Source organism: Paracoccus marcusii (assembly GCF_006151785.1).
In the GTDB taxonomy this organism is placed as follows: domain Bacteria; phylum Pseudomonadota; class Alphaproteobacteria; order Rhodobacterales; family Rhodobacteraceae; genus Paracoccus; species Paracoccus marcusii.
In genome coordinates this window covers 1-11,921 of record NZ_VDDD01000015.1, presented here as the reverse complement: position 1 = coordinate 11,921, position 11,921 = coordinate 1, and the positions used below count along the sequence as shown (strand labels likewise).

The following is an 11,921-nucleotide window of genomic DNA, read 5'->3' as shown; positions in this document are numbered from 1 at the left end:
AGTCCAACAGGGAGGTAGAAGGTGATGAGCGATTACGCTGATCATCGCCTTCTAAGCCCGATCTATGTGCAGTCTGTGAACTCTTCAAGACAAATGGCGCTGCGGCTGCAGCATAGCCGCCATGCGCTGGCGTAATGGCTGCACGCGGCGCGTGCATCATCCCGGTTTTGCCTGCGGTTTGAGCAGGTCAGACCTGCCCGGCCTCGCTTTGATGGCGCCGATAGGCCTGGATCTCTTCCAGGACAAAGTCGCGGAACACCGCGACGCGGCGCGTCTGGCGCATTTCCTCGGGATAGGCAAGGAAGACCGGCACCTCTCCCGACTCGGTGTCCGGGAACACGCGGATCAGGTTCGGGTGGTCGGCGGTCAGATAGTCGGGCAGGACGCCGATGCCCAGATTGGCCAGTACCGCCTGCAGCACGCCGAAATAGTTGTTCACCGTCAGGGTCGATCCGACGTTCTGGGACATCAGCTCCTGCACCAGGCGCGCGCCGGCCGCCACCTGAGGCTGGTCGGGCTTCTGGCAGATCAGACGGTGGTTGGACAGGTCGGCCAGCGATTCCGGCGCCCCATGCGCCGCGATGTAATTCGGGCTGGCGTACAGGCGCATCCGGATGTTCAGCAACCGGCGGCGGATCAGGTCGGACTGGCTGGGCTCCTTCATGCGGATGGCCACGTCGGCCTCGCGCATGGGCAGGTCAAGGACGCGCTCCTCCAGCAGCAGGTCGATGCGCAGGTCGGGATACTTTTCGTACAGCTTGACCAGGCGGGGTGCCAGCCACAGCGTGCCAAAGCCCACGGTGGCCGTCACCTTGAGTTCGCCGAAGACGTTTTCCTCGCTGTCGCGGATGCGGGCCGAGGCGCTGTCCAGCTTGCGCGACATAGAAGAGGTTGCCTCGAACAGCAGCTCTCCCTGTTCGGTCAGAATCAACCCCCGCGCGTGCCGGTGGAACAGCGTCGTGCCAAGCGACTCCTCCAGCGCGCGGATCTGGCGGCTGACCGCCGATTGCGACAGGTGCAGCACGTCGCCCGCATGCGTCAGGCTGCCGGCATCAGCCACAGCGTGAAATATTCTAAGCTTGTCCCAGTCCATCCCTGTTACAATCCTGTCATGACAGCCATGCGAATTTTGCAGACCTAACCTTCCCCTGCGATTCCGGCAAGGTCACGTCAAGGAAAGAATTTCCGCTTCGTTGGTCAGCATTTCTGACCTATAATGACCGCGGAGGCCTTTGGTCATGGGAGGAGAGGGTGATGAGCAAGCAGGAATTTTCGCTAGCCGATCGGTTCGATCTGTCGAAACGTCACGTGTTGTTGAACGGGACGCAGGCACTTGTGCGGCTGATGCTGATGCAATCAGCACGCGACAAAGCCGCGGGGCTTGATACGGCGGGACTGGTCACCGGGTATCGCGGCTCTCCCCTAGGCAGTGTCGATCTGCAGATGACGCGCGAGGCCAAGCGCCTGGCGGCGGCGCAGGTCCTGTTCCAGCCCGGTCTGAACGAGGATCTGGCCGCGACCGCAATCTGGGGCAGTCAGCAGGCCGAACTGCGCGGCGAGGGGCGTCACGACGGCGTCTTTGCGCTGTGGTACGGCAAGGGTCCGGGGGTGGACCGGTCGGGCGACGTCATGCGCCATGGCAACATGGCCGGATCGTCGCGCCATGGCGGCGTCGTGATGGCGATGGGCGACGATCACACGGGCGAAAGCTCGACCGTGCTGCATCAGTCTGACTGGGCGATGATCGACGCCTATATCCCCGTGCTGTCGCCTGCCGGGGTGCAGGAGATCCTGGATTACGGCCTGTATGGGTTCGCGCTGTCGCGATATGCAGGGGTCTGGACGGGTCTGAAGACGATGAAGGACACGGTCGAGGCGACATCGGTTGTCGACGGCGATCCGCATCGGATGGTGTTCACCCTTCCGGATCGCGTGCTGCCCGAGGGGGGGCTGAACATTCGCCTTGGCGACACGCCCGTCGCGCAGGAAGCCCGGATGATCGACCACAAGCGGTGGGCGGCCGAGGCGTTCAGTCGTGCAAACCGCATCGACCGCAAGGTCTGGGGCAAGTCCGGCGCGCGGATCGGATTTGTCGCCGCGGGCAAGAACTGGCTGGATCTGGTCCACGCCCTGTCCCTGCTGGGCATCGACGAGGCCGAGGCCGAGCGGTTGGGCCTGACCACCTACAAGGTCGGGCAGACATGGCCCATGGACATGAAGTCGATCCAGGAATGGTCCGAGAACCTGGAACTGATCGTCTGCGTCGAGGAGAAACGCAAGCTGATCGAGGTGCAGCTGAAGGAGGCGATCTTTGACAACCGCCATGGGCGTCGCGTCCATGGCTGGAAGCACGACCGCACCGGAGAGGAACTGTTCCCGACCCGCTATGCACTGGACCCTGTGATGATCGCCCAGAAGATCGGCGGCATCCTGATCGAGGAGGGTCGCGGCACCGAGCGTCTGCGCGCCGGGCTGGAGCGGCTGAATGAGGTGCGCCGCAACGACAACGCCCCCGAGATTGCGACCAGAACCCCTTGGTTCTGTTCGGGTTGTCCGCATAACAGCTCGACCAGGCTGCCGGAGGGCAGCCGCGCCTATGCCGGCATCGGTTGCCATTACATGGTGCAATGGATGGGCCGTGAGACCGAGGGTTTCACCCATATGGGCGGCGAGGGTGCGAACTGGATCGGAGAGGCGCCGTTCAGCAACAGAGTCCATGTTTTTCAAAACCTTGGCGACGGAACCTATAATCATTCCGGGTCTTTGGCGATCCGTGCGGCCTTGGCGGCCGGTACGAACATTACCTACAAGATCCTGTACAACGACGCCGTCGCCATGACCGGCGGGCAGCCGAACGAGGGCGGCCTGACCGCCCCGCAGATCGCCCGCGAACTGGTGGCGATGGGCGTCGGCACGGTCGTCGTGGTTCACGATGAAAAGGAGGACGTCGATCAGGCGCAGTTCCCCAAGGGCCTGCGGTTCGAGGAACGTGCGCAGATGATGACCGTCCAGCGCGATCTGGAAAAGGTCGCGGGCGTCAGCGCCATCCTGTATGTCCAGACCTGCGCGGCCGAGAAGCGCAGGCGGCGCAAGAAGGGACAGTTCCCCGACCCGGACCGCCGGATCTTCATCAATCCCGACGTCTGCGAGGGCTGCGGGGATTGTTCCGTCCAGTCGAACTGCGTCTCGATCGTGCCGTTGGACACGGAACTGGGCCGCAAGCGGCAGATCGACCAGTCGAGCTGCAACAAGGATTACAGCTGCGTCAACGGGTTCTGCCCCAGCTTCGTGTCGGTCAAGGGCGGCAAGCTGCGCAAGCCCAAGGCCGAGGCGTTCGACCTGCCCGATCTGCCACAGCCCACGCTGCCTACGATCAACGGAACGCATAACGTCGTCATCACGGGCGTCGGCGGCACCGGTGTCGTGACAATCGGCGCCGTGCTGGCGCAGGCCGCCCACATGGACGGCAAAGGCGCCGGCATGATGGAGATGGCGGGCCTGGCGCAGAAGGGCGGCGCGGTGCATATCCACCTGCGCCTGGCTGAACGCCCCGCCGACATCAGCGCGATCCGCGTTGCCGTGGGCGAGGCGGACTGTGTCATCGGCGGCGATCTGGTGGTGACGGCGGGGGCCAAGACCGTGGGCCTGATGACCCAGGGCCGCACCGGCGCAGTCGTGAACGACCACGAGATCATCACCGGCGACTTTACCCGGTTCCGCGATTTCCAGGTACCGTCGGACCGGCTGCGCCTGTCGCTGCAGGCCCGTTTGGGCGACCGGGTGGCGTTCTTCGATGCAAACGATCTGGCGCTGCGGCTGCTGGGGGATTCGATCTATTCGAACATGCTGGTGCTTGGTGCGTGCTGGCAGCGTGGGCTGATCCCGCTGTCGCTGGAGGCGATCATGGAGGCGATCCGCCTGAACGGCGCGCAGGTCGACGCCAACCAGCGGGCATTCCAGATCGGCCGTTGGGCGGTTGTCTATCCCGAACAGACGCGCAAGCCCGCCGAGGTCACGCAGTTGCCGGTCGAACCCGTAGCCTATCGCGCTGAACGGTTGGTCGGCTATCAGAACAAGCGGCTTGCCGCCCGGTACCGCAAGCTGGTCGATGCCGCGCCCGCACAGCTTCGCGACAGCGTCGCAAGAAGCTATTACAAGCTGTTGGCGTATAAGGATGAATACGAGGTTGCACGGTTGCATCTGACCACCGCCGAACAGGTTGCGGCGCGGTGGGAGGGGGACGTGACCCTGTCCCTTCATCTGGCGCCGCCGATGCTGACCGGCAAGGACGCGAACGGCCGCCCCAGAAAGCGGGAGTTCGGTCCGTGGATGCTGCGCGCGTTTCGGGTTCTAGCCGGGATGAAGGGGCTGCGGGGGACGCCGCTGGACCCCTTCGGCTACAGCGCCGAACGCCGGCGCGAACGGGCGATGATCCGCGAATACGAGGCCGACATGACCCGCGTCTTCGCCTCGGTCACGGATGCGATGATGCCGGTGGCGATCGAACTGGCGGAATTGCCTTTGGGCGTGCGCGGCTTTGGTCCCGTCAAGGACAAGGCTGCCGATCTTGCCGCGACCCGGCGGGCCGAGCTGCTGGCGCAGCTGCAGGCGGGGCACCCACCCATCCGTGAAGCGGCGGAATGATCCAGGTCATTTCCAAAAGCGGCGTGTCGCCCTATGAAGGGCGGCACGCGACGCGGGAGGTTCTGGGATGGCGATTGGGGTGTTCGATTCGGGTCTGGGCGGGCTGACGGTCCATCAGGCCATTGCCGCGCGCCTGCCTGACCTGCCGCTGGTCTATCTGGGCGACAACGCCCATGCGCCCTATGGGGTGCGCACCGCCGACGACATTTTCGATCTGACCTGCAAGGGCGTCGAGCGCCTGTGGGACGAGGGCTGCGATCTGGTAATCCTGGCCTGCAACACCGCCAGTGCCGCTGCGCTGAAGCGGATGCAGGAAACCTGGCTGCCGGCGGACAAGCGCGTCCTGGGCGTGTTCGTTCCCATGATCGAGGCGCTGACCGAACGGGCCTGGGGCGATAATTCGCCGCCGCGCCGGGTGGCGGTCAACAACGTCGCGCTGTTTGCCACACCCGCGACCGTCGCCAGCCGCGCGTTCCAGCGCGAACTGGCGTTCCGCGCGGTGGGCGTCGATGTCGAGGCCCAGCCTTGCGCCGGCGTGGTCGATGCGATCGAGATGGGCGACGAGCAGCTGGCGGAGGCCCTGGTCACCAGCCATGTCGAGGCGCTGAAGCGCCGCATGCCGTACCCGGAGGCCGCGGTGCTGGGCTGCACCCATTACCCGCTGATGCAGGACGCGTTCCAGCGCGCCCTGGGGCCGCAGGTCAAGGTCTTCAGCCAGGCGGGGCTGGTCGCCGAAAGCCTGGCCGACTATCTGACGCGCAGGCCCGAATTCGTTGGGTCGGGCACGACGTCGATGTATCTGACGACCGGCGATCCGGTGCGGGTGGGCGGCAAGGCCACGCAGTTCCTGCGCCGCGCCATCAGCTTTGATCCCGCCTGAGGAGGACCCATGGCCGGCATGAAATCCCTGAAGAAGCAGCGCCGCGTCCAGGTTCTGGCGGCGGCAAGCCTGGCCCTGGTCGTGGCGGTGGGGCTGATCGGATACGGCTTCAGCGACGGCATCAACCTCTATCGCTCTCCCAGCCAGGTGGCCGAGACGGCGCCCGAGCCCGACGAGTTCTTTCAGCTGGGCGGGCTGGTCAAGGACGGATCCATCGTCAATGGCACCGGCATGGCGTTCGATTTCGTGATCACCGACGGCGCGGTCGAGATCCCGGTGACCTATGTCGGCAACGACCCTCGCCCGGACCTGTTCAGCGAAGGGCAGGGCACCATCGCCAAGGGTCACTACCGCGACGGCCGGTTCGAGGCGCGCGACCTGCTGGCCAAGCATGACGAGACCTATATGCCCCGCGAGGTGGTGGATACGCTGAAGGCGACCGGCGTCTATCAGGAACCCGGCACCTGAGGCAACGCGCGCAGGGTTAACGACAGGTTAACCGCATCGCCCCAGCATCCCCCGATGCGGCCCCGATCCGGGGTGCGCGTCAGACATGGGGGTGTCATGCCAAGCGTCGAACAGATTGCCCGTCAGATCGTTGCCCGCGAAGGCGGGTACGTGAACGACCCCGACGATCCGGGCGGGGCCACCAACTTTGGCGTCACCATCGGCACGATGCAGTCCCTGGGGATGGACCTGAACCGCGATGGCCGCATCGACGCCGCCGATGTGCGCGCCCTGACGCGGGCGCAGGCCGAACAGATCTTCGTCGAGCATTATTTTCGCAAGCCACGCCTTGCCGAACTGCCCGAACCGCTGCAGGCCAGCGTCTTTGACATGTATGTCAACGCAGGCGGGAATGCGGTAAAGATCCTGCAGCGCCTGGTCAGCCGGATGGGCTTTCGCACCGCCGATGACGGGGTCGTCGGGCCGATGACCATCGCGGCCGTGGCCGACGCGGCCGAGGCCGCGCCGGATCATCTGGTTGACGCCTATGGGATCGCGCGGCGCAACTATTACTATGCGCTGGCCGATCAGCGCCCGGCCAGCCGCAAGTACGCGCGCAGCAAGGCGGGCGGCAAGGGCGGCTGGATCACCCGCGCCGAGGAGTTCATGGCCCCCCGCTATCGCCTCAGCGAGGCTGAGCACCGCCAGAGGACATCCGCATGGGCCTGATCGACCGATTCATCGGGATCGCCCCGACCGTCACCGCCCTGGGCAGCGCCGCGACCGGCATGGCCGAGGTCTTTACCCAGAACGCGACCCGCCGGATGGAACTGGACGAGGAGGCCTATGCCCGCGCCATCGCCCAGCACGGCCAGGAATTCGCGGTGCCGCGCCAGGGCTGGTTCGACGGGTTCGTGAACGGACTGAACCGCCTGCCGCGTCCGCTGCTGGCTTTGGGGACGATGGCGCTGTTCATCTATGCGATGGTCGAGCCGATCGGATTCGGCATCCGCATGGAGGGGCTGCAGCGCGTTCCCGAACCCCTGTGGTGGCTACTGGGCGCCATCGTGGGGTTCTATTTCGGCGCGCGCGAGGCGCATCATTTCCGCCACCGCGTCTGGCCCGCCCCCGTGACCGAGGAGACGACCATCGTCCCCGGCACCGTCACAACGCCAGTCGCCATTCCCGCGGACGACTTTGCCGACAATGCGGCCCTGCGCGACTGGCTGACGACCCTGCGCGAATAGGCCGCAAGGCCCGCACGCAAAACTGAGCGACCGGGACCAAGGGGGGGCTTTTCCCCCCTTGGCCGCATCCCTATGCTGTCGGGAAACAAAGGATGCCCGCAGATGATCGCTGAACTTGGCCATTTCGCCCTGATCCTGGCCTTCATGGTCGCGATCTATCAGATGACCGTGCCGATGATCGGCGCCGCAAAGGGATGGCACGGCTGGATGGACAGCGCCCGGCCGGCGGCCATGGCCCAGTTGCTGCTGATGGTCATCAGCTTCGGCGCGCTGACAATTGCCTTCGTCACGTCCGACTTCTCGGTCCTGCTGGTCTACGAGAACTCGCACACGCTCAAGCCGATGCTCTACAAGATCAGCGGGGTCTGGGGCAACCACGAGGGCTCGATGCTGCTGTGGGTGTTGATCCTGGCGCTGTTCGGCGCGGCGGCGGCGCTGTTTGGGGGCAACCTGCCGCCCAGCCTGCGGGCGCGGGTGCTGGGGGTCCAGGCATCGGTCAGCGTGGCGTTCTATGCGTTCATCATCTTCACGTCGAACCCGTTCTGGCGCATGGGCAATCCGCCTTTCGACGGGCGCGACCTGAACCCGCTGCTGCAGGACCCAGGTTTGGCTTTCCACCCGCCGTTCCTGTATCTGGGTTATGTCGGCCTTTCGATGGCCTTCAGCTTTGCCGTCGCCGCCCTGATCGAGGGTCGCGTGGACGCGGCCTGGGCGCGGTGGGTGCGGCCCTGGACCCTGGCGGCCTGGGTGTTCCTGACCATCGGCATCGCGCTTGGCTCCTGGTGGGCCTATTACGAGCTGGGCTGGGGCGGCTTCTGGTTCTGGGATCCGGTCGAGAACGCCAGCTTCATGCCCTGGTTGCTGGCCGCCGCCCTGCTGCATTCCGCCATCGTCGTCGAAAAGCGCGAGGCGTTGAAAAGCTGGACGATCCTTCTGGCGATCATGGCGTTCGGTTTCTCGCTGATCGGCACGTTCATCGTCCGATCGGGGGTCATCACCTCTGTCCACAGCTTCGCAAACGACCCTGAACGTGGCGTCTTCATCCTGGCGATCCTGGCGGTGTTCATCGGCGGTGCCCTGACGCTGTTCGCGGCCCGTGCGTCCGAGATGACCGCCAAGGGCGTCTTCGCCCCCCTGTCGCGCGAGGGCGCGTTGGTGCTGAACAACGTGCTGTTGGCCGTGTCGGCCTTTGTCGTGTTCATCGGCACGATCTGGCCGCTGGTGGCCGAGATGGTCTGGGGGCGGGTGCTTTCCGTGGGCCCACCCTTCTTCAACCAGGCCTTCACGCCGTTCATGATCGTGCTGGCGATCGCCCTGCCCATCGGGTCACTGATGCCTTGGAAACGTGCGATGCTGGCCCGCAGCCTGCGCCCGCTGCGCGGGCCGCTGATCCTTTCGGCGGCGATCATGATGCTGGTCTTTGCGGTATCAACCGGACATTCGGCGCTGGCCGTGATCGGGGCCGGGCTGGGATCCTGGCTGATCTTCGGCGCGCTGGCCGATCTGTGGCTGCGGACCGGCAGTTCCGGCGCGTCGCGCCTGTTGCGCCTGCCGCGTGCCGATTGGGGCAAGGCGGTCGCGCATTCCGGGCTGGGCGTCACCTTCGTGGCCGTGTCCCTGATCCAGGCCTGGCAGGTCGAGGATGTGCGCGTGGCGCAGATCGACCAGCCCTTTGCGGTCGGCAGCTATGACTTGGTCCTGCGCGACGTGCGCCGGGCGGACGGACCAAACTATCTGGCCCAGAAGGCCGTGATCGAGGCCAGCCGCGACGGCAGCCCGGTCGCGACCCTCTCTCCGGAAAAGCGCGTCTATCCCGTCCAGGGGATGCCCACGACCGAGGCCGCGATCGATTACGGCCTCTGGCGCGATCTGTATGTCGTTCTGGGTGACGAACAGCCCGGCGGCGGATGGGCGGTGCGGACCTATATCAAGCCCTTTGCCAACTGGATCTGGGCGGGCTGTCTGATGATGGCTATCGGCGGGCTGATCAGCCTGACCGACCGGCGCTATCGCGTAGCGGCGGGTGCGGCCCGGCAGGCGCGCCCCGGCGCGGTCCCCGCGGAATGAGGGTCCGGGCCGCCGCACTGGCGCTGATCCTGACCGCCTGTCCGGTCCTGGCCGTCCAGCCCGACGAGGTCCTGCCCGACGCCGCGATGGAGGCACGCGCCCGCGAGATTTCGCAACAGCTGCGTTGCCCCGTCTGCCAGGGAGAGAACATCGACGAGTCCAACGCGCCGATCAGCCGCGACCTGCGCCTCTATGTACGCGAACGGTTGGTGGAGGGCGACACCAACGACCAGGTGATCGACGCGGTCGCCGACCGCTTTGGCGAATTTGTGCTGTTCAATCCGCGGCCCGATGGGGCTAACATGATCCTGTGGCTGGCCGCGCCCCTGATGGCGCTGGTCGCATTGCTGACGGCGGCCGGTTTCCTGCGCGCCCGCAACCGCCCGGCGCCCGAGGTCGAGGCCCTGGACCCAGACGAACGTCGGCGCCTGGCCGAGATCATGCGCGATCCCTGACGCCGGGTCGCGCTTTCACCGCCCGCGAATTTCGGCATGATCCCCGGAAACGGGAGGATGACATGAGCTTCGAGACCATTCAGTTCGCGGCAGCCGACGGCGTCGCCACGCTGACGCTGAACCGCCCCGCGGTGATGAATGCGCTGAACACCCGCATGCGGGCCGAGATCACACAGGTGCTGACGACGCTGGCGCCCGATGTGCGTGCCGTGGTGATGACCGGGGCAGGCCGGGGGTTCTGTTCCGGGCAGGACCTGACCGATGCGGGTGCCGCCGCCGATCTGGAGCGCACCCTGCGCGAGGAGTACGAACCGATGCTGGCCGCGGTCACCACCTGTCCCGTGCCGGTCATCGCCGCGGTGAACGGGGTGGCGGCCGGGGCCGGGGCGAACCTGGCGCTGGCCGCCGACGTGGTGATCGCCGCCGAAAGCGCCAGCTTCATCCAAGCCTTCACCCGGATCGGGCTGATCCCGGATGCGGGCGGGACATGGATCATCCCGCGGGCGGTCGGCATGGCGCGCGCGATGGGAATGATGCTGTTCGCCGAACCCGTGTCCGCGCGGCAGGCGGCGGACTGGGGGATGATCTGGCAGGCGCTGCCCGACGCCGATTTCGCCGCAGGGGTCACGGCCCGGGCGCAGGCGCTGGCCAAGGGGCCGACCGGCGCGTTTCTGGCCATCAGGCAGGCACTGACGGCCTCTTTCAGGAACGACATGCAGGCGCAACTGGCGCTGGAGGCACGTCTGCAGGGGCAGGCCGGACGCAGTCACGATTTCGCCGAGGGAGTGACGGCGTTCCTGAAAAAGCGGCCGGCGGTCTTTACCGGCCGCTAGGCAATCTGGCGAAAGACCGGCGCGGGCCCGCGATTGTCGAAGAAGGGCACCGTGTCCGGCGCGGCCAGCGGCTGGTCATGCGGCAGGTCGCGGATCAGCGCCGTCAGTTCGGCCAGCACGACCTCGGTGATGAACGGCAGGTCCAGCGCGCCTGCCTGATCCAGCGGCACCCAGTGCAGATGAGACAGCTCGTCGCAGGCGGCGCCGAAGTCATCGGGGTCGCCGGCGATGCCGGCCGCATCCGCGACGAAGAAATGCGCATCGAACCGGCGGGGTCGTCCCGGTGGCGTGATCGCCCGGAACAGATAGATCAGCGGGCTCGCATCAGGAGTCAGACCTGCCTTGACATGGCCGGGCCAGCCGCAGGGTGCGCCCCCCGGACGGCCGATCAGCAGGCCGGTTTCTTCGGCCAGTTCGCGCAGGGCCGCGGCAGCGATGGCGTCGGGGGACAGGCCATCCTCCTGCAGCAGGCGCGCGCGGCAGGTCGGGCCAAGGGGACGGGCCAAGGCAACCTGCGCGTCCTCGGGGTCGACGGCCCCGCCGGGAAAGACGAATTTCGACGGCATGAAGGCCGCGCCGGCGCCGCGCATGCCCATCAGGACCGACGCACCGCCCGCGTCGCGGCGCACGACCAGGACCGTTGCGGCATCGCGGATGGCGACGCTCATGCCCGGCCGAACCCGTGCATGCGCCGTGCCCACTGCAACCCGACCATTGCACCCTTGATCACCGGCAGCATCGCCAGCGACAGCACGATCGCCCCTAGGCCAAAGGACAGGATCATCGTCATGGCACTGGGGCGCCACGCGATGAAGGAAGCCAGCAACAATGGCGCACCCAGATGCGACACGATCAGGATGGTCAGGTAGGCCGGGCCGTCGTCGGCCCGCTGGTGGTGCAGATCCTCGTGGCAGTGGGGACAGGCATCCGCCACCTTGAGGTAGCTGGAGAACATCCGCCCCTCTCCGCAGGCCGGGCAGCGACCCCGCGCGCCACGCAGCATGGCCTGGCCCGTCGGGCGTTCGGGGGTCAGGGATGGGGTGATCTTGGCAGCATCTGTCATGACTGGGTCCTCTGCAGGCTTGGACCAAATCTAGGCGGCGGGGCGGCACATTGAAAGTCCCTCCTATGCCGCACGTTCTGCGCGCGAACAGACGACCTGGTTGCGCCCCGCAGCCTTGGCGGCCAGCAGTGCCCGGTCCGCGCGCTCAAGCGCCACGCGCGCCAGCTGATCCGGCCAGATGTCGTCCGCGGGCGCGACCATTGCGACCCCGACCGACGCCGTCACCCGGATCGCGCCGCCGCCGGACAGGCCCGGCAGGCGTACGGGCCGCGCCTGCACGGCCAG

Annotated in this window: 11 protein-coding genes and 1 pseudogene; 8 read left to right on the top strand and 4 right to left on the bottom strand. The window is 66.6% G+C overall.

Annotation, left to right across the window (positions count from 1 at the left end; genetic code table 11):
• Positions 1–187: 187 nt before the first annotated feature.
• Positions 188–1,093: a LysR family transcriptional regulator gene (locus FHD68_RS04135; protein WP_127898582.1), complete on the bottom strand. Its 906-nt coding sequence runs from the start codon at positions 1,091–1,093 to the stop codon at positions 188–190.
• A gap of 161 nt (positions 1,094–1,254) precedes the next feature.
• Here FHD68_RS04135 and FHD68_RS04130 point away from each other — a divergent pair, with 161 nt between their 5' ends.
• The 8 genes from FHD68_RS04130 (at position 1,255) to FHD68_RS04095 (ending at position 10,573) form a co-directional block, all read left to right on the top strand.
• Positions 1,255–4,644, top strand: a complete 3,390-nt coding sequence (locus tag FHD68_RS04130) for an indolepyruvate ferredoxin oxidoreductase family protein (RefSeq protein ID WP_127898581.1) — start codon at positions 1,255–1,257, stop codon at positions 4,642–4,644.
• Between the two features lie 67 nt (positions 4,645–4,711).
• A complete protein-coding gene (locus FHD68_RS04125) occupies positions 4,712–5,524 on the top strand; it encodes a glutamate racemase (RefSeq protein WP_127898580.1) in 813 nt (270 codons plus the stop codon).
• An 18-nt stretch (positions 5,525–5,542) separates the two neighbouring features.
• Positions 5,543–5,992, top strand: coding sequence for a cytochrome c maturation protein CcmE (gene ccmE, locus FHD68_RS04120; RefSeq protein ID WP_045999619.1), 450 nt, complete (start codon positions 5,543–5,545; stop codon positions 5,990–5,992).
• 96 nt (positions 5,993–6,088) lie between these two features.
• On the top strand, positions 6,089–6,700 hold the full coding sequence (locus FHD68_RS04115) for a holin-associated N-acetylmuramidase (RefSeq protein WP_127898579.1): 612 nt from the start codon (positions 6,089–6,091) through the stop codon (positions 6,698–6,700).
• Positions 6,691–7,218 (top strand): holin family protein, encoded by a 528-nt coding sequence (locus FHD68_RS04110; protein ID WP_045984010.1) that lies wholly within the window; start codon positions 6,691–6,693, stop codon positions 7,216–7,218. The genes FHD68_RS04115 and FHD68_RS04110 overlap by 10 nt, the downstream gene beginning before the upstream one ends.
• A 102-nt stretch (positions 7,219–7,320) precedes the next feature.
• Positions 7,321–9,285, top strand: a complete 1,965-nt coding sequence (locus FHD68_RS04105; protein WP_127898578.1) for a heme lyase CcmF/NrfE family subunit — start codon at positions 7,321–7,323, stop codon at positions 9,283–9,285.
• Positions 9,282–9,740, top strand: coding sequence for a cytochrome c-type biogenesis protein (locus tag FHD68_RS04100; RefSeq protein WP_127898577.1), 459 nt, complete (start codon positions 9,282–9,284; stop codon positions 9,738–9,740). The genes FHD68_RS04105 and FHD68_RS04100 overlap by 4 nt, the downstream gene beginning before the upstream one ends.
• 62 nt (positions 9,741–9,802) lie before the next feature.
• A complete protein-coding gene (locus tag FHD68_RS04095; RefSeq protein WP_127898576.1) occupies positions 9,803–10,573 on the top strand; it encodes an enoyl-CoA hydratase-related protein in 771 nt (256 codons plus the stop codon).
• Here FHD68_RS04095 and FHD68_RS04090 read toward each other — a convergent pair.
• The 3 genes and pseudogenes from FHD68_RS04090 to FHD68_RS18910 form a co-directional block, all read right to left on the bottom strand.
• A complete protein-coding gene (locus tag FHD68_RS04090; RefSeq protein WP_127898575.1) occupies positions 10,570–11,241 on the bottom strand; it encodes an NUDIX hydrolase in 672 nt (223 codons plus the stop codon). The genes FHD68_RS04095 and FHD68_RS04090 overlap by 4 nt on opposite strands.
• Positions 11,238–11,636: a DUF983 domain-containing protein gene (locus FHD68_RS04085; RefSeq protein ID WP_045984140.1), complete on the bottom strand. Its 399-nt coding sequence runs from the start codon at positions 11,634–11,636 to the stop codon at positions 11,238–11,240. Before FHD68_RS04085 ends, FHD68_RS04090 begins: the two co-directional genes overlap by 4 nt.
• Positions 11,637–11,699: 63 nt before the next feature.
• A pseudogene (locus FHD68_RS18910) lies at positions 11,700–11,921 on the bottom strand (hypothetical protein); the annotation flags it as partial.